A 17,979-nucleotide genomic window follows, 5' to 3' on the forward strand; every position below is an offset into this window, starting at 1 on the left:
ACATCCGCCTGGCGAACGAGGCGCTGCAGCTGGCCCATACTTCGGTGCGCAGCGGTGAGTTCGACATTGTGGTCCTCGATGAGGTAAACGTCGCCCTCGATTACGGCCTGATCCCAGTGGCCAAGGTCCTGGAGCTCATCGCCACTAAACCTCCTCACGTGGAGCTCATACTGACCGGGCGGGATGCCCCCCAGGCCATCATCGATGCGGCGGATTTGGTTACCGAAATGCACTGCATCAGGCACTACTACGAACGCGGCGTGGCGGCGCGACGCGGCATCGAGTTTTGATCCGTGCCGGGCCAGGAAGGACGCAAAAGGCCCTGGCGCTCCCCATCCTCGAGATTTCCCTGCCCCACAGGGTACGTGGAGAAACTATTCCTTGGATCTTTAGCGGCGATAGAGCGCTTTCAGTGGCAAAGCGCGTCTAAACAATCAGCGAGGACATGGCTAGGCTCTGTGCCCGCGCCCACCTTCAGAGGAACGGCTACAAACTGCGGCGCATCTGGAACAACGCCCTCCTTCCCACCGTCTCGCCGCTGTTTGTGTGACGGGGGCTGAGCTTCCACGCCCAAAGCCGTTCGTTGAAAAGGTCCCTGCGTCGTGCGTCAACACGTGCCCGTCAACAAACCTCCATCAACAATAACAAACCCGCGGGTGTATTTCTGGCCACCGGCGAGGAACATCGAGCACACACGGCAGTCACTGGCCAGGATTCGTACACCGCGATCTTCACGCCGCCAGGTGGCGTCCTTATGAACACCCCCCGTCAGGTCTTCGACCATTCGGAGTCCTTCCCGTTCTCTCCGGGAATTCCGCTCTGCCTCAAGCGCACACCTTCGGGTGCTGCCCATTCGCTTTCCTCACCTGCGCGCAGCCGGGCAGCACGATCGCATCACACAGGTGTATCACTTCTCGGCGCGCATGGGGCATGTTGACCCTAATTTGCGTCCGTCGAAGAACTCTGGCCACCTGTTGGCCACCCACTCACGGATATGCCTACTGGGCATACCTCCGTCAGTGACCGAAGCAAGGCTACTGGGGAGAGGACGTGCCATCTGGCAAGACGTGGGTATTCTCCCGGCGCGGTTCGGCGGGGCCAGGTCGCGGGGCGAGGGACAACGTGTTACGACCCACCCCACCGTTGTTCATTCCACGGAAAGCTATTGTCGAAGCTTAGATTGGTGGGTATGCACGCCCCGTATGCCGACCTCGGAAATCAACAAGAGCTAATCTGCCGAAAAAGACACTCGCCGGCCGTTGAGTAAGACCGGGTTTAGGCTGCCTATTGTGCTCCTGTGAAGCAATAATGGTACGCGGTTGATTTCGATCGCGACGGTCGGCTCCTACGAGGAGGGTGCCACCGGGCCTCCTTTCCCATAAACGAGTGCGCCGTGCGTTCTGCCCTCTCAGGTAGACGCACGGCGCACTCTGAACGAAGTCTTGCGCTACTCTTGGCTACAACAAGGGGTCCATCGGCGGCGCTGGGGGGATGAAGCCTTGTTTCATGAGCATCTGCACCTCTTCACGCGCCCGCCTGATTATGGTCGAGGCGCATTCGAACGCCTGTTCCCTGCTTAGCTTTATCCGCGCCACACCTTGCTCAATGGCCTTCTGGCCTACGGCCACCGCTTCTCTAGGATAGACCTCCCACTCGTCCATGGTCGGGATGATGTATTCCTCGTGCAGCCCCTTATCCTCAGCGCACTTGGCCAGCTCGTAAGAGGCAGCAATACACATTTCGTCGGTGATGGTGGTGGCAGCCACGTCCAACGTCCCACGGAAGATACCCGGGAAGCCTAAGGAATTGTTGATCTGATTGGGGAAATCCGAGCGGCCCGTAGCAACGATGCGTGCCCCTGCCTCTTTGGCGTCCCACGGCCAGATCTCCGGTATGGGGTTGGCGCACACGAAGACGATGGCGTCCCGGTTCATCTTTGCGATTGACTCTTTTTTGATCACATCCGGGCCAGAACGGGAGAGGGCGATGAGTACGTCCGCGCCCTCGATCCCTTCCTCGAACGGCACGTCCACGCCCTCGGCGTTGGTCTGCTCGCACAGGTGCCACTTCTGCGGTTCCGCCTCGATAAACTCGGTGCGCGACTTGTTGAGAGGGCCCTTGCTGTCGTACACGATCATTTTTCCCGGGTCAACACCCACGTGCATCAGCAAGCGGGCGACCGCCACATTGGATGCTCCCGCCCCGTAGAGCACGATCTTGATTCTGTTGACCTTCTTCCCGACCAGCTTTACCGCGTTTATGAAACCCGCTACGGTCACAGCCGCAGTGCCCTGCTGGTCGTCATGCCACACTGGGATATGGCACTCCTGGCGCAGTCGGTCAAGGATGTAAAAGCACTTGGGCTTGGCGATATCCTCGAGGTTGATGCCGCCAAAGGAAGGCTGCAGGATCTTTACGGTGCGGATGAACTCTTCGGCGTCTTTGGTGTCAAGACAGAGGGGGAAGGCGTCGACGCCGCCCAGGTACTTGAACAGGATGGCCTTTCCCTCCATGACCGGCATGCCCGCCTCGGGCCCGATGTCGCCCAGGCCCAAGACACGGGTGCCGTCAGTGACCACAGCCACAAGGTTGGCCTTGTTGGTGTACTCCAGCACCTTCTCTGGGTCAGCCTGAATGGCCTTGCACGGCTCCGCCACCCCGGGCGTGTACCAGATAGCAAAGTCATCAAAGCTGCGAATGCAGCACTTGGGCACGACCTCGATCTTGCCGCGATAGAAGGGGTGAAGCCGCATTGCCTCCTTTGCCGGTCGATACGCCTTGGCCAGCAGTTCCTCGGTATTCAGCTTTCTTGCGGTTGCCATTGTTCCGCCTTTCGCTTGTGATACTTACCCACAAGACATGTTCAGTGCTTCTAGCCCCCGCACGAACCTTCGCCGTGCAAAAGTTTCGCCGCAGAAAAGAAAGCGCAGGCCTGCCGCCTGCATATATCCCTACCGACGCGACTTTCCGCCGCACCAGACGCACAATCTGCGGCGCAAAAGCGGAAATCGGTTCACGCTACGAATAGCGCACCCGAGACTCTCGTTTTGTTATTATACCAAAATTACGGCTGAAAGTCAACAAGAAAAAGCCCCGGCCTTTCCGCCCCGGCTAGGCCTGCAAAGGAGGTCGTTTTCCGCGACATCAGTGCGCCTCTTACCGATACAACAAGTACTTTTTCCTCACTTTCATAAAGCGCTCAAGTGAAGGTTGCCATGCGCGCATAATCTCTTCTGCACCTTGACCGGCGGCCAGCGCCTTCCGCACCGCATCGGTGCCCATGGCCCGGTCGAAGCTTTCGGGACGGTAGCGATCGCGAGCAAAGAGGTCCACCTGCGGATAAAGCGCCCGGAGCGCCGCAAGAATGTGCATCTGCGTTGCCATGGGACGAAATGCCCGTGGATCCGTCAGGTGGATCTGCACCCCGTGGAGTTGCTTATCCTTGTACCTGAAGTAGTACGGCCGGAAGTACTGGGGTCGAAACACCACCCCTGGCAAGCCAAGCTGGTTGAGATGGTCGGCCAGAGCTTGTCCGTCCGTCCACTCGTCTCCTACCAACTCGAATGGGAGCGTATACCCCACACCTTCGCACACACCCAGCTCGCCTAGGCAACCGGTGGCCGGGTAGAAGATTGCGGTCTCCGCATGCGGGATATGCGGGGAGGTGGGCACCCACGGCAGGCCTGTATCGGCGAAAAGCATCGCCCGCCTCCACCCCTCCATCGGGACGACAGTGAGCTGGCAGTTGATACCGAATTCCTTGTTGAAAAGCATCGCCAGCTCGCCCACGGTAAGTCCGTATACATATGGTATCGGGTAACGACCAATGCCCGACTCAAACCCGTGCTCGAGCACGGGCCCCTCCACCAACAGGCCGCCCAGCGGATTGGGTCTGTCCAGGACCACAAAGGGTATGCCTCGCTCCGCTGCCGCCTCCATGCACGAGGCCATAGTGTAGATGTAGGTGTAGGTGCGGGAACCGATGTCTTGCACGTCGTACACCAGCACGTCGACATCGGCGAGCATCTCTGGAGTGGGTTTGCTGCGTCGCCCGTAGAGACTGTACACCGGGAGGCCGGTTCGGGCATCCACAAAGTCTCCGACATGCTCGCCGGCAAATACGTCACCGCGCACCCCGTGCTCCGGCCCGAAGAGGGCCACGAGCTTCACACCAGGCAGCTGGTTCAGCACATCAATGGTGGACCTGAGGTCGGAGGTGACGCCGGTGGGATTAGTGATCAGACCCACCCGGCGCCCGCGTAGTAGCTCCTGCCTCTTCTCGATGAGCACTTCGACCCCCGGCTTCACCCGCGGCGCAGAGGCACAAAGGAGCGACGGAAGCAATGGAGCGAGGACCAGGCATCGAAGCGCCCTCAGCCAGACGTTAGTCGTCTTTCTCACCGACAAACTCCTCCTGCGATAGTCAGAGCCCTTTTAGGCCAATTCCTTTGCGTAGCGCCAAAACACACGGTAGACGTGGGCATTGCAATAGTGCATGTAGAAAGGAATGGGGCCCACCCAGGGGATAGTGGAAAACGGCAAGCCCTGGCGCTGCATGTCGCGCAGGCATCTCTTCAGCAAAATTCCTCCCACACCTTTGCCACGGAACACCGCGCGTGTGCCCATGGGGCCAAACCAGCCGGTACCGACGTTGTTGGCGTCATAGGCGGAGAAGGCCTCGATGCGGCCGTCCAGCAGGGCCACATGCAGGCTAATGGGGCGCCGCCCAAGCGTCCTCTTGACCTCGGGGACCCACGCTGCCCACTCGCTCCGCAGCAGCTCTTCCACGTGCGGCCAGTCTTCTGGACGAGCACGCCGGATCTCAATGCCTTCCTTGGCCAATTTTCGCTCTTCGGCTGAGGTGTCAAAGTCTTGTTTCCGCAAATCCGCCTTGAGGTGGGAGGTATCACCCACCTTCTTGAAGCCGCGCCGCTCCGCAAAGCAGATGGCCTCGGTGTAGGCCAACGGGTCAATGCCGGGATGGAGATAGTTCACCGGGCAGTCCATGACCTGCAGCCGCTTGACACCCCTCTGGCGCATGAGCTCCTCTACTGCGCTCAGGAGTTCAGAAGCGATACCCTTTCTGCGATGCGGACGCGCCACCGCAAACAGCTTGATCCATCCCCTATTTGTGTCTCCCATGCTGCGACGGGTGACGCCCATCATAAACCCAGCAATCTCCCCCGCATGCTCGGCAATGAGGGTCAGTTCAGGGTCAAAGTCCGGGTCTTCGGTCACCTTCTCCTTTAGAAGCTTGGGAGTTAGGCGGTCTACACGCACCGCACGGTTCCAAAACTCCAGAAGTGAAGCCAAGTCCCGGGCACGAAATTGCCTAATCCTCACCATACACCCTCCTCCGCTGGTTCTTCACCTGTTGCAACTCCGTTGTCAGACGTTCCAGAAACGAGCAAGGGCCGGTTACGCAAGAGTGGCTGCGTGCCCCATGCCGGCGCCACGAAGTGCCGTCCCACAGAAGCTGGCCGCGGAGAACCAATCAGGACCATGTGGCTGTTCCTCTGCATTCAAGATTGCGTACGGACCACCATCGTCTCCCACATGGGCACCTTGGTCCTTGCTCAACAGAAACCATCCGTGCGAGAACTGTGAGGCCACCACGCTTGTGAAGGTACACGGCTCGGTTCCTCCGGGCACCGTTTCCTCATGGACAATTGTTCGAAAACGCAAAGGAACCTCTTGCCTTTTGCCGTAAGATTGTATACATTTACGGACGCAATAAAGCAAAACGGGCGAAACCTGTAGAAACAATGGAGGTGTGAGGGATCTATGTCGTCTATTTCTGATTTTCGGCGTGGCATGGCTATCAAGTTTGCGGGCGATATTTACATCATCACCGAGTATCAGCATGTGACTCCGGGCAACTTGCGTGCTTTTGTGCGCACGCGACTGAAAAACGTAAAGACTGGCAGGGTTATCGAGAACACCTTCCGTTTCACAGACAAGTTGGAAGAGGTGCGCTTAGACCGCAAGGAGATGCAGTTCCTTTATAGAGATGGTGACCACTTAGTTTTCATGGACCCCGAAACCTATGACCAAGTCACCATTGACGCCGACTTTTTGGGCGACCAGCTCGGTTTCTTGAAAGAGGGCAATAGCGCCACGATTTTCTACCATGAGAACCAGCCGATCTCTGCTGAGTTGCCCATAACAGTGGACTTGGAGGTCACACAAGCCGACCCGGTTGCGCGCGGGGACACGGCGGGCAATTTGACCAATACCGTGACATTGGAGACCGGGGCGCGCATTCAGGTGCCGCCATTTGTCAAGGCTGGCGATGTCATCCGCATCGACACACGCACGGGCAAGTACCTTTCGCGGGTTTAGCCAGGATCCCGGGAGGCAATCCGGAGGACCTATTCCATCTGCTCCAGGAGACCGCGTGTCAGCTTCCAGACCTTCAAGGCCAACGCCGAGGTAGTCTGGGTGAGCATCTTCTGGCCAGTGGCCGGAGACTCCTTCCAGACTGCCAGGCATTCTCGTTCAAAGGCCTCTTGCACGCGGAAGATGTCCTCTTCCACCGGGTCCCAGAGCTTCCGCACCAGCGGCAGATGCCTGGCAAAGTCCGCATCCACCTTGTCTGCCAGCGTCTCGAAGGCCATGAAGGCATTGTTCTGGACGGTCAGTCCCTCCCGACGAGGTACCGAGGAATGCTCGCGGAGGGCGGTTTGATAGTCGCCCACCGCGTAGCCTTCCGGCACGCTTTCCACGCCCGCATACCAGGGCACAAAGGCCTGCACATCCGGACGACGGGGAGCAACGAAGAGCACCGCACCCATACTCACCGGCAACCAGGAACGCAATTGCGCCACAAAGCCGAACTGCGTGGACGGCGCGCAGATGGTGTGGTCGCCCGTCCTGTGTGGGCTCCCTCTTTTGTACCCCTGGCTCTTGTCCAGGACCGTGCCCTCAAAATGGTCGCGAAGGATAGCCATCAGATGGCGCACGGTGACCTTTTCCTTCGGGCGAAACGCAAAAGGGAATCTATCGTCCAGCGCATACCTCCGTCCGGAAAGCAGGCTCACACCGCGCCACATGCGCTGCACGTTGCTGGGGTGGACGTAGGTGCTCGGTTTCGAGTAGGCCTTGGCAAAGTCGAAAGGGCCATCGCGCTCAGGTTGATACCACCCCCGTTGTTGAGCGTAGGCCACGATATCGGGCGAGCCGAGGAAGTTGAGCGTGTCGGCAAGATCCACTGCGGTGATCGTGTAGTAGTTGGGGATCACAGCCACCATGTCGTCGGGCACGCGCTGAGCCACCCAGTGTTTTCCGTGCACTGCTGCCAGCAGCCAGCCTTCCTGCGTGTCGGCGATTACGTAAGTGCGCCCGCTGGAGGAGTAGCCGAACTGCTCAACGAGGGCGCCGGCCAGTTTGACCGCCTCGCGCGCCGTGCGGGCACGCTGCGCCACTACGTGCCGAAGCCAGTAACCTATGCCTCCACCAGTCAGTTCGCCTCTGTCCTCCCTGGACAGACAGGCATCGGAGGCCACCACTACCCCCCATTCGTTCAGGAAGCAGTCGGCAAACTCCATCCCCCGCATCTCCAGCCAGAGGTAGCCGAAAGTCTCTTCCGCCTGAGGCAATTCTGCTCCTGGCGAAAGGATCAGCTTCTCCTCTGGTCCATGCTGCAGCCGGGGAACCTTGTAGATGCTCACCAGCTGGCGGCCACCATCATCCTCGTTATGAGCCACCAGCACCGACCCGTCTGCAGAAGCATTCCTGCCCACAACGATGGAGAAGCAGTCCAGGCCCCGGACGCTCTGGCCAAGAACAAGCCCCGCAGCCACGAGGATGAGTAGCACGATGACAAGTTGTCTCACCATAACCTCCACTCTCAAATGTGACGACCCTCGGATGTGGAAGCTGGACGCACAACAAGGCCCCCAGGAAGTGCACAGCCGTCAATCAGCAACGCTGCTGTGTGGCGGAGCGTGTCGCATGCTGTCCAGAGTTGCGGGAAGAACACCAAGCACTGCGCCGGCCATCTTATGCGGCGCGGATCAAAGCGCTCGCACCACCGCACGGCACCTGCGGTCCATGGCCCCGGCAAGGCAGGCCGCCCCGCAAGACCGTCCCATTTCGGGGACGGTAGAAAATATAGCAGGATCGCGGTGAAAAACAAGCGAAAAAAGCTCGATCTAAGAAAGTGGTTGGTCATCGAAACGGTAGAACCTGCGAGGCATCTAAGAGGAGAAAACAACTCAGGGAGGTAATGAGATGAAGTGGTCGTTGAACATCGGTTCTTTTCGCGGCATCCCAGTGAGGATTCACGCCACCTTCTTGCTGATACTCGCATGGGTGGCCGCTGGCTACCTCAGGCAAGGACACAGCCTGGGTGTGGCCGCCGCCGGTGTTGCCTTTGTGCTCGCAATCTTTCTCTGCGTCGTGTTGCACGAGTTCGGACACGCGTTGGTGGCGCGGAAGTACGGCATTCGTACCCGCGACATCACACTCTTGCCCATCGGGGGCGTGGCGCGCATCGAGCGCATGCCCGACGATCCACGGCAGGAGCTCTGGCTTGCCGTCGCCGGCCCATCGGTAAACCTGGCGATCGCAGCCATACTCCTCTTGGTCCTTTTTGCCACAACTGCGCTCGTACCGATGAACAGGCTCAACGTCACCACCGGGCCCTTTTTGCAGCGGCTCTTAGTGGTGAATCTCTTCCTGGCAGGTTTTAACCTCATTCCAGCATTCCCCATGGATGGCGGGCGTGTTGTTCGGGCGCTCCTTGCTATGCGTATGGACTATGCCCGTGCTACTCACGTGGCGGCAACACTCGGGCAGGGGATAGCTCTCCTCTTTGGCTTCATTGGTTTTTTTGTCAATCCCTTCCTCATCTTCATCGCCTTGTTCGTTTGGATAGGTGCGGCTCAAGAATCCAGCGTAGCCAGCATGCGCACGCTGTTCACCGACGTTCCGGTGAGCAGCGCCATGCTGACCGACTTTCGCGCTTTGCACCCAGATGATAGCCTGCAGCGAGCCATCGACCTTGTCCTAGCCGGATACCAGCAGGACTTTCCCGTGGTCGTGGACGGCACCGTCGTTGGCATCTTGTCGCGCAACGACCTCATGACTGCCCTGGCCGAACACGGCCGGGACTACCCTGTGTCGGCGGCAATGACCAGCGAGTTTGAAGTGGTGGAAAGCTCCGAGATGCTGCAAAATGCCATGGCCAGGCTGCAAGGGTGCAAATGCCACGTCATGCCCGTTGTTTCAGCCGGCGTATTGCGGGGACTCCTCACGCCGGAAAACATCGCTGAGTTCATGATGATTCATTCGGCCCTTGAGCGTTCCACAGGCCGCAGGCGATGAGGCTCGCGCGTGCACGGAAAAACTGGGCGCGGAGCAGTGCGCGGCACCTTGTGCCGGGTTACCTCCCGTTCTTTGCCAAAGCGAGATTGCTCCGAAGACGGTGACATTTTCCTTGACAATTTCGTAACATAGATGTAAATTTGCCGGCGTTTGGTGTGTAATGAATTGCGAACCTCGAAAATCGACGGGCTAGCTTAAGGAGAGCGGAGACAGGAATATGGGCAGGAAAGTGCGGCAGGCGAAGAATGAGGAGATCCTCCTAGACAAGAACGAAAACAAGTACGGGCCTTCTGGCAAGTGCATGAAAGTGCTGCGCAGCCTGCCCAAGAGGTGTCTGTCTGACTATGCGCGGGATGACAATCGTTCCCTTCGTCAACTTCTCGCCGAGCGTTTTGGAGTGGACGCAGACCAGGTCCTTCTGGGATACGGCGCTGAAGACCTCTTGAAACAAGTCTTTGAGGTCGCGCTAAAGCCAGGCCAGCCTGTCCTCTTGCCGAGTCACGGGTGGTACTACTACGATACTCTGTCCCAGGCGCGCCAGCTGGAACGGCATACCTACATGATGTACCGCAAGGGCCGGCAGTTCGTGTATGACTATCAGTCGCTACTGCGTCAGTTTGCCACACTGCGCCCGCGGTTAACGGTAGTGTGCTCCCCCAACAATCCCACCGGCTCCACTTTTGATCCCGACCACTTCGAGGCACTGCTCATGAGTGCCCGTGCCGACCAGATCTTGCTGTTTGACCAGGCCTATGCCGGGTTTGCCTCAGGAGGCCAACCGCCCATTGGCAGATGGCTCCACAGCTACAGCAACCTGATGGTCCTCGGGACCTTTTCCAAGTACTACGCGTTGGCCGGCGCGCGCATCGGTTTTGCCCTGGTCGGCAAGGGCCTCCCCGAAAAGCTCGGCCTCAGCGAACGCTTGCTTGGGTTCAGCCAGGTACTCGAGCAGCTGGGCATCGCTGCCCTGCAATCTGAGAAGTACTACCGCTCCGTAGCCAACAAGACCCGCCGTGACCGCGAAAGACTGATTGAGAAAATCAACTCCCTGCCCGGATTTGTGGCATTCGAATCGGAAGCGAACTTTTTCTTGGCCCAGTACCCGCCAGATGCACGGCAGCTGTTGGCCGAAGAGCTGGCCAAGAGGCGCCTCAAGATCAAGTTTATCACCGATGAGCCTGCCTTTGCCAATATGGTGCGCATCTCCGTTGGCAAGCAGGAGCACACTGCCCTGTTGCTGGCTGCACTGAACGCCGTGGGCAAACGCTTGGCCTTCCAACGCGAAATGGCTCGGAGTCTGGAGGCGATGATGTTGCACCGGGCGGTCTTCTACATCCGTCGTGCCCCAGCCGTGCCTCTCTCGCTATTCAATCGCTACATGGTGCATGGGTTACCTGCTGCCCTTGTGACCTCAGCCGTGCGAAAGGTTCTGGGTCGGCCTGTGAATCAGCCTGGGGCAGATGCCTCCTGATTGGACATCTCCTTTGCTGGAATTGCGTGAGGACTGAACACCGTGAGGCTTCGCGAGCTTTTTTTCCGTTCGCTCAAGCCCGTGGAGACCGAGGAACTCCCCGACCTCTTCATTTATCGGCCCTTGGCCTTCCTTTTTGCCCTCGCGCTTCGTCCTACACCCGTCACCCCCAACATGGTGACCCTCGTGGCGATGGCTGTCGGCGTTGCCTCGGGATACTTCTTCGCCCACGGAACAAATCGAGGGGCGCTCCTCGGCGCCATCTTCTTGATGATTGCCAACGTCTTGGACTGTACCGACGGTCAACTGGCGCGGCTGCGTGGCACCAGCTCCCGCCTGGGGAAGACTCTTGACGGCCTGGCCGACATGGTGGTCTACGTGTCCATCTTCGCCGGCGTGGCCATCGCTATGGGCCATAGTTCCGGGGCAATGACGTGGTGGTGGGTTTACGCCGTCCTGGCGGGAGTAAGTGTCATAATTCACATCATCTTCTTTGACTTTTTCAAGAACGAACTCATTTTTTACGCGATTCCTGCGTACCATGAGAAAGTGGAACCGATTGCCAGGCTAAGGGCGGAGCGCGAGAGACTGGGGAGGTCGGCCTTCGATAGGATTCACCGCCTTCTACTCACACTCTACATTGCCTTCTACGGCTGGGAGCGGGCGCTTACTGGCCTTGCGCTACCGAGGGGGTACCGCGGCTACCTGGAATGGTACGAGGGCGAAAGCGGCGTGCCGAAGGAAGTAAAGGAGCGGTTTCGAGCTAATTACCGACGGCACAACCGCGCGCTGGTACGCGGCTGGACGCTGATCGGCTCCACCGGCCACATCACCGTCTTCTTGCTGGCCGGGCTATGCAACCGGCTTGATCTGGTCTTTTGGGTAATTGCCGTCCCCTTTAACATCTGGACACTCTTGCTCGCCGTCGTGCAGCGACTTACCCTCACCCGCCAGCTCCGAGACGCCTACCGTCAAGCTCCCGGCAGTGCTCCCCCCTCATAGCTGAATCCCCGCCCCGAATCATCAGGGCCGCTGAGTGTTCCGCCGCCACGATCGCCCCCAGTGCCGCGGGAAGGTACTGGTAGAACAGGCGCCACAATAGCACCGCCACCCCGAGAAGGTGAGTTGGCACCGTCGCCGAGTACACAAGCACGAACAGGGCCTCCCCCAGACCTGACCCTCCTGGCGTGGGGAGAAAAGAAAGAAGGAACAGGAGCAGGGCGCTGAGTGCCAGCCCTGCGACGATGCTCGCTGGCAATGCCATCGCCCGCAGCACCGCCCACAATATCACCACCTGCGAAGCGTACAGCAATCCGCTGAACACGAGCGTGAGGACCAACCTACTGACTTGGGTGCCGAAGAGCATGCGGAAGCTATCCCGAGCGTGCAGCACATTCCTGTTCACTTTGTTCCGGAACCGCCTTCGCCCGCGTAGCACCCCCACACTGCTGAGGAGCCCGGCCGACAAAGCGCCAAGGGTTGCCAGGACTCGCGGCTTCAGCAGCGCCGCTACGCCCAGGCCGCTGAGAGTCAGGAACACTACCCCCGTGAGGAGCATAAGGGTGCGGATCGCCGGCTCTGCACTCACCAGGTTTCGCAGCAGGAGAAGGGAGACCAGCGCCCCAAAGAGGATGAAGAGACCGGAGCAAAGGAGCCTGGTGATGACCACCGAGGTTCCTCGGCCAGAAGCAAGTTGGTGCCGGCGGAGTACATAGACCACCGCCAAGTGCCCACCAGTGCTGAAGGGAGTCACCATGTTGCCGAACGTGCTGAGGGCAGCCAGCTTGCACCCTTGCCAAAGGGTGAGGGTTGCTCCGGCAGCGCGCGTAAGCACCATGACCCTAGCACCGTCTAAGACGAGCCCGGCTGCAGCCAGCGCCAGCAACACACCAATGTAGGGCAGACGCAATTCGGCCAGCGCTGCCAGCGTCTTGCCGCTGCCGGTCAAGACAAAGATGAGGAGGATGGAGCTGATGCTCAACCCCACCGACAGCCACAGGCGCCGCATTGGTCTGGACACAGCCACGGGTCACCTCACGCCAAACACCCTGCTGGTCACCTCCTGCGCATGCCGATAGTCATCGAAGGTGTCCACCTCTACGCATGCCAGGGGCGAGATGTCCAGGCCGTACAGCCTGAGCCCCTGGTCAATGACAGCCTGGAACGCCGCCTCGTAGAATTCCCCGAGTCCGGTGCCGCTGCTCATTCTGCGGGATAGTTCCGCAAATAGCGCGCTAGCAAACTCAACGCTGAACTTCTCGATGCCGATGGATTCACCGGTCGCCTGCTGCACTGGGATCGCCTTGCTAATGGAGCGCACCCACCCGTCTCCGTCTACCATCACCTTCATGTCCTCTTCTGTCCAGTGGCCGGCGGTGCGCACGGCCAGCGCATCTCGGTGTGCGACCCCCATGAGCATGGCAAGAATCCGCCGGTCAAACAAAATGTCCGCGTCTAACAGCAGGAAAGGACCTCGCACGGCATCCCGCGCTAACCACAAGGAGTAAGCGTTGTTGGTCACGGCAAAATCGCTGTTGTGCACCCAGTGCACACGCATACTCGGATAGCGCCGGGCCACGTGGCTCCGTACTTTGTCCGCATAGAATCCCGTCACCACGACCACTTCATCCAAACCCGCCCAGCGCAAGTTCTCCAGGGTCACATCAAGAATACTCATGCCTTCGGTCACTTCCAGAAGGCACTTCGGCGTCTGTTCGGTCAATGGCCGCAGGCGACGTGCTTCGCCTGCGGCTAACAAAACTACCTGCATGCGCACTCCTTTATGCACATCCATCAATCATGAGCTATCAGCACTTCGTCCCAGTCAGAACAGCGAACCATGCGCCCTCTTCCGCGCCGCGTTCGACGTGTCCAAGCCCCACCTGATCCACCCTTTCGAATAGGCGGACGCACTGCTCATATAACCTGGGAAGAAAGGCTTGGTTCCCACTTGGGCGTCACCGTATGCACAGTTCACGCACCGCGGATTAGCAACAACCACAGCAGGCTTTGTCGGGACACCGGCAGCATTGCGAAGCTTTTTCACTTCTTACCTACCGGCATGAGGTACAGCGGCTCTTCCTCATTTTTGAGACCCACGACCTTTGCGACGGCGGCATCATCAAACGCACCTACCGCGCAGGTGCCGAGCCCCAAGGCCTCCGCCTGGAGATAGACGTTTTGCGCGGAGTGGCCCAGGTCCATGCACACGTACCGCGCGCGTCCTCGCTCCCCGTATTTGCCCGTGGTGCGGGCGAACACGGCGGCATAGACCAGAACAACTGGGGCCCTGGCAATGAAGGTCTGATCCCACGCGGCTTTGGCCAATTCCTGTCGGCGGTCACCGGCAGCCACCAGTTCCAGGGCATGTCCTGCCGAGCGGTAACGGTAAATGCCGGGGGTCAGGCCAGTCACTTCGCCCGCCACCACAAAGATCTCCAGCGGATAGAGCGCCCCTGCGGACGGGGCAGTGCGTAGGCCGCCCCGCAGAAACATGGGCAGTGGCATCTCCTTGGTAATCCCATAGGCGGCCCAGAGGACCTGGCCCAGCTCCTGGAGGTTGAGGGGCTCCGCCTTGTAGTTCCGCACCGAACGCCTGCGCAAAAGCGCTTCTTCCACCGAACAGTCGCTGTGCGTGCGCGGCTCTGGCAGCGTAATCCCTCTCTGCACATCGCCCCCCGCCACCTGTTTTGGCTTGGGATTCATATCCTCTCCCTCTGCTGTGCAGTGCTGGTTCGAAAAAAGGATCATTCCAGCCATCCAGAGTATCCACAGGCTCTTCATGGGTCACCTCCCTGCTGGCCGTTGGCTGTTCAAGCCCGTGCCCCCACTGGACACCCTCATTGACTCCCACTTCAGTTCTTGCACCACTGGTCCAGCCACCCGATCACCGTTTCGTGCCAGAGAATGGAGTTGTGCGGTTTGAGTACCCAGTGGTTTTCATCCGGGAAGTATAGCAGCTTGCTGGGGATGCCCAAACGCTGGAGGGCGTTGAAGGTGCCCAAACCTTGCGTCTCGGCCACGCGAAAGTCTAACGCACCGTGGACTACCAGCATGGGGGTCTTCCAGTTCTTGACAAGGTTCACTGGATTTTGAGCCTCATAGCCTCTTGGGTTATCCCATGGTGTGCCCACATGATCCCACTCTGGGAACCAGAGCTCCTCGGTGTCAAAGTAGGCCATGCGTTCGTCCAGGTTCCCATCGTGGCACACCAGACAGCGGAAGCGGTCCGGCCACATGCCAGCGATCCAGTTGATCATGTAGCCGCCAAAAGAGGCCCCTAAGGCTGCAACGCGCTCGCCGTCCATCCAGGGGTAGCGCTTGAGCGCCGCCGCAAGACCCTTCTGGAGGTCAACCAGCGGCTTACCGCCCCAATCGCCGCGAATTGCATCGCAGAAAGCCTGGCCGTAACCGGTGGAACCGTGAAAGTCCACCATCACTGCCGCGTACCCGGCCCCCGCGTAGGCTTGCGGATTCCACCGGTAGTGGAAGTGATTGCCGAACGAACCCTGCGGGCCGCCATGAATCAGGAAAGCCACCGGGTAGCGCTTGGTCGGATCAAAATCCACCGGCTTGACCACGTAACAGTAGACCTTATCGTCGTTCCATCCTTTGAAGGTAAACTGCTCATAGTCACCCATGCGCGCGGCCTCCAGTTTCTTGGTGTTCATGCTCGTAATGCGGCGCGCGTTACTGCCGTCACCGTTCACCACGTAGAGCTCTACCGGCGACTTTAAATTGTCCAGCCCATATACTATCTGATCACCCGCCACCCCGGGAAAGTTCACCGTCCCCTCTTCTACGAGCGTGCGCACCTTGCCAGAGGCAACCTCTACGGCAAAGAGCGAAGTCTGTCCGAGGTTCTCAGCCGTAGCGTACAGGTATTTGCCGTCTTTTGACCAACAAAGTGTGCTAGGGGAACGGTCCCAGCCCTCCGTGAGGACGCGCTTTCGACCATCCGGCCAACTCTGCAGCACAATCCGGAACCTGTCGGATTCGTACCCGGCCCTGGACATAGCAAGGTACGCCAGCGTCTTACCGTCGGGGGAAAACACTGGGTAGGTGTCCCAAGCACGATTCTCCGCTGTCAAGCGGCGAGGCGGTTCCGAACCATCCAGGGGTACGTAAAAAAGGTCAAAGTTGGTGGACCAAGCCTCCTCGCGCCCCACCTCTTTGGCGGTGAAAACAATCCCGCTGTTGTCCGGGGCAAAGGCAATTTCCTCGGGCCCGCCAAAAGGCTGCGAAGGCGTGTCCGCATCCATGCCGGACATCAGGTCTTGCACCCTGCCATCTTTCATGGACATGACAAACAGGTGGGAGCGTCGGCCATCTTCCCAAGTATCCCAGTGCCGAACGAACAGGCGGTCATAGATCCGCCCTGTGGCCTTGCGTGCTGCAATGGAATCCAGTCTGCTCTTTGTGCACTCGGGTGTGGGGCAATCTGGGAAGACCTCCATGGTGAATGCCACATAGTCTCCATAGGGGGATACCACCAGGTTGGCAACATCGAGCGGCAGGTGGGTCCGTTGCACAGCTTCGCCACCGTCAATGCGCATGGACCAGAGTTGGGCCGAACCTGAGCGCGTGGAGATGAACCAAACCCACTTGCCGCACGAGGACCAACGTGGGTTATAGTCGGCAGCAGGGTGCGTGGTGAGCCGCCGCAGACCCGTGCCATCCACCCCCACCATCCAGATGTCCGTGCGTCCCTTGTTAGCCTCCAGGTCAGTGGTCCGCACGGTAAAGACCACCCACTTGCCATCCGGCGACACCTGCGGTTCGGAAATCCTATCCATGGCCAGCATGTCGTGCACCGAGAAGGGGTGGGTTCCCTCCTGGGAGGTCGCAGAACCTGAGAGCACCATCACCGCTACGCCAATAAGAATCCCGGCAACTTTTCCCATGGACACTCCTCCTTCTATTTTCCCGAACATCTCCGCCTGTCTCGTCAGGGACGCGGCAGGCCGTGCTTGATGACCTTTTCAACAGCGTCACAGAATCGGTCGAGCTCTTCTAACGTTGTGTAGATGTGCGGACTGACGCGGATCCCCTCGAACTCTGGGTGCTTAATGGCGCTTACCAGGATACGGTGGCGGTCCCAAAGGTGCTGGGCCAGAGCTCCTGAGTCTATGCCTCCAATTTGGAAGGTGGCCAAGCCGCAGGACACGCCTGGTTTCAAGCTGGTGTGCAGGCGCACCCGGTCGTGCTGCAGAAGCCGCCTTGCCCACCGGTCGCGCAAGAAGAGAAGACGGGCTTGCTTCCTCCCGGGACCAACCCCCGCGTGGAACGCGAGCGCCTCCGCAATGGCCAAATACGGAGCCGCCGGGTGCGTGCCGATCTCCTCGAACTTCCGGATGTTGTCGTCCATCTCCGCAGGCGCGGCCATCAACGGCCACAACTCCCGTATCCTGTCCTTGCGGACGTAGAGAAACCCGGTGCCATGCGGTGCACAAAGCCATTTGTGCAGGCTGGTAGCATAAAAGTCGCAGTCCAGGTCCGCATGGCTGAAATGGAGGTGGGCAAAGGCGTGCGCACCATCGACAATCACCGGTATCCCCTTGCCGCGGGCCATCTGCACGATGGCATTCACAGGGAGGATTTGCCCTGTGAGATTGATCACGTGGCAGATAAGGATCGCCCTTGTCTTCGCCGTGATATGCTGGGCAAAAAGGCTGACGATCTGATCCGGGTCCTCCGCAGGCACGGGAAGGGAAAACTGGCGCAAGACGATTCCTTCGCGCCTCTCGCGTTGTCTCCAGGTCGTGATCATGCGGGGGTAGTCCTGGTTGGTGGTGAGCACCTCATCCCCTCGCCGGAGGTCCAGTCCAAACTGGCATATCTCCAGCCCCTCAGACGCATTCCTTGTCAGCGCGATCTCTTCCGCATCACAGCCGAAGGCCGCGGCGATTTGGCGCCTAACCGATTCGCGCTGCGGCTCCAGCACCTGCCACATCGTGTAACACGGCGCCTTGTTGCCGAAATCCCAGTGCCGATGGAGAGCTTCGAGGACGGGCGCCGGTGAGGGCGATACCGCGCCATTGTTCAAGTTGATGATGGTGCGGTCCACGGCGAAGGCCTGCTGCACCTCGAACCAGAGGGCCTCATCCTCTGCAGCTTCTTGAGGAGTGCCGGTATAGCCGGCCAGGGCCGCCAAGGCGCGCCTCACACCGAGCGGGTCCAAG

Annotated in this window: 14 protein-coding genes; 5 read left to right on the forward strand and 9 right to left on the reverse strand. The window is 59.4% G+C overall.

Annotated features, from left to right (window positions below; all coding sequences use genetic code 11):
• Positions 1-290: cob(I)yrinic acid a,c-diamide adenosyltransferase (locus tag ONB25_13795; protein MDZ7393957.1), on the forward strand; the 290-nt coding region annotated here is incomplete at its 5' end.
• Between the two features lie 1,167 nt (positions 291-1,457).
• On the opposite strand, the gene ONB25_13800 is transcribed toward ONB25_13795, so the two are convergent.
• From ONB25_13800 to ONB25_13810, 3 genes are all read right to left on the reverse strand, one after another.
• Positions 1,458-2,822 (reverse strand): NADP-dependent malic enzyme, encoded by a 1,365-nt coding sequence (locus ONB25_13800; protein ID MDZ7393958.1) that lies wholly within the window; start codon positions 2,820-2,822, stop codon positions 1,458-1,460.
• 334 nt (positions 2,823-3,156) lie between these two features.
• The gene (locus ONB25_13805) at positions 3,157-4,401 is read right to left on the reverse strand and encodes a DUF1343 domain-containing protein (protein ID MDZ7393959.1); all 1,245 of its coding nucleotides are present in this window, start codon (positions 4,399-4,401) and stop codon (positions 3,157-3,159) included.
• A 33-nt stretch (positions 4,402-4,434) separates the two neighbouring features.
• Positions 4,435-5,346: a GNAT family N-acetyltransferase gene (locus ONB25_13810; GenBank protein ID MDZ7393960.1), complete on the reverse strand. Its 912-nt coding sequence runs from the start codon at positions 5,344-5,346 to the stop codon at positions 4,435-4,437.
• A gap of 438 nt (positions 5,347-5,784) precedes the next feature.
• On the opposite strand from ONB25_13810, the gene efp reads away from it, so the two are divergent.
• The gene (efp, locus tag ONB25_13815; protein ID MDZ7393961.1) at positions 5,785-6,342 is read left to right on the forward strand and encodes an elongation factor P; all 558 of its coding nucleotides are present in this window, start codon (positions 5,785-5,787) and stop codon (positions 6,340-6,342) included.
• Positions 6,343-6,371: 29 nt separating this feature from the next.
• Here efp and ONB25_13820 read toward each other — a convergent pair whose 3' ends face one another.
• Positions 6,372-7,838, reverse strand: coding sequence for a C69 family dipeptidase (locus ONB25_13820; GenBank protein ID MDZ7393962.1), 1,467 nt, complete (start codon positions 7,836-7,838; stop codon positions 6,372-6,374).
• Between the two features lie 394 nt (positions 7,839-8,232).
• On the opposite strand from ONB25_13820, the gene ONB25_13825 reads away from it, so the two are divergent.
• The 3 genes from ONB25_13825 to ONB25_13835 all read left to right on the forward strand — a co-directional run bounded on the left by ONB25_13825 (position 8,233) and on the right by ONB25_13835 (position 11,800).
• Entirely contained in the window at positions 8,233-9,327 is a 1,095-nt protein-coding gene (locus ONB25_13825; protein MDZ7393963.1) for a site-2 protease family protein, read from the forward strand.
• Positions 9,328-9,544: 217 nt separating this feature from the next.
• Positions 9,545-10,798 (forward strand): aminotransferase class I/II-fold pyridoxal phosphate-dependent enzyme, encoded by a 1,254-nt coding sequence (locus ONB25_13830; protein MDZ7393964.1) that lies wholly within the window; start codon positions 9,545-9,547, stop codon positions 10,796-10,798.
• Positions 10,799-10,840: 42 nt separating this feature from the next.
• Positions 10,841-11,800, forward strand: a complete 960-nt coding sequence (locus ONB25_13835; protein ID MDZ7393965.1) for a CDP-alcohol phosphatidyltransferase family protein — start codon at positions 10,841-10,843, stop codon at positions 11,798-11,800.
• Here the strand turns inward: ONB25_13835 and ONB25_13840 are convergent.
• The 5 genes from ONB25_13840 to ONB25_13860 all read right to left on the reverse strand — a co-directional run.
• Positions 11,742-12,818 carry a flippase-like domain-containing protein gene (locus ONB25_13840; GenBank protein ID MDZ7393966.1) on the reverse strand — a complete coding sequence of 359 codons (1,077 nt, stop codon included), beginning with the start codon at positions 12,816-12,818 and terminating at the stop codon, positions 11,742-11,744. The genes ONB25_13835 and ONB25_13840 overlap by 59 nt on opposite strands.
• 9 nt (positions 12,819-12,827) lie before the next feature.
• Complete coding sequence (locus ONB25_13845) at positions 12,828-13,568, reverse strand: phosphocholine cytidylyltransferase family protein (GenBank protein MDZ7393967.1); 741 nt, start codon at positions 13,566-13,568, stop codon at positions 12,828-12,830.
• Between the two features lie 272 nt (positions 13,569-13,840).
• Positions 13,841-14,581 (reverse strand): SagB/ThcOx family dehydrogenase, encoded by a 741-nt coding sequence (locus tag ONB25_13850; GenBank protein MDZ7393968.1) that lies wholly within the window; start codon positions 14,579-14,581, stop codon positions 13,841-13,843.
• A gap of 71 nt (positions 14,582-14,652) precedes the next feature.
• Entirely contained in the window at positions 14,653-16,662 is a 2,010-nt protein-coding gene (locus ONB25_13855) for a S9 family peptidase (protein ID MDZ7393969.1), read from the reverse strand.
• A gap of 83 nt (positions 16,663-16,745) precedes the next feature.
• Positions 16,746-17,979 (reverse strand): aminotransferase class V-fold PLP-dependent enzyme (locus tag ONB25_13860; protein MDZ7393970.1); only part of this gene is annotated, 1,234 nt, incomplete at its 5' end.

Source organism: candidate division KSB1 bacterium (genome assembly GCA_034506335.1).
Lineage (GTDB): Bacteria > Zhuqueibacterota > Zhuqueibacteria > JANLFK01 > Oleimicrobiaceae > Oleimicrobium.

Coding starts and splice junctions, on each gene's coding strand:
- ONB25_13800 (MDZ7393958.1), bottom strand. CDS start 2,822: ATGGCAACCGCAAGAAAGCTGAATACCGAGGAACTGCTGGCCAAGGCG.
- ONB25_13810 (MDZ7393960.1), bottom strand. CDS start 5,346: ATGGTGAGGATTAGGCAATTTCGTGCCCGGGACTTGGCTTCACTTCTG.
- efp (MDZ7393961.1), top strand. CDS start 5,785: ATGTCGTCTATTTCTGATTTTCGGCGTGGCATGGCTATCAAGTTTGCG.
- ONB25_13820 (MDZ7393962.1), bottom strand. CDS start 7,838: ATGGTGAGACAACTTGTCATCGTGCTACTCATCCTCGTGGCTGCGGGG.
- ONB25_13825 (MDZ7393963.1), top strand. CDS start 8,233: ATGAAGTGGTCGTTGAACATCGGTTCTTTTCGCGGCATCCCAGTGAGG.
- ONB25_13830 (MDZ7393964.1), top strand. CDS start 9,545: ATGGGCAGGAAAGTGCGGCAGGCGAAGAATGAGGAGATCCTCCTAGAC.
- ONB25_13845 (MDZ7393967.1), bottom strand. CDS start 13,568: ATGCAGGTAGTTTTGTTAGCCGCAGGCGAAGCACGTCGCCTGCGGCCA.
- ONB25_13850 (MDZ7393968.1), bottom strand. CDS start 14,581: ATGAAGAGCCTGTGGATACTCTGGATGGCTGGAATGATCCTTTTTTCG.
- ONB25_13855 (MDZ7393969.1), bottom strand. CDS start 16,662: ATGGTGCTCTCAGGTTCTGCGACCTCCCAGGAGGGAACCCACCCCTTC.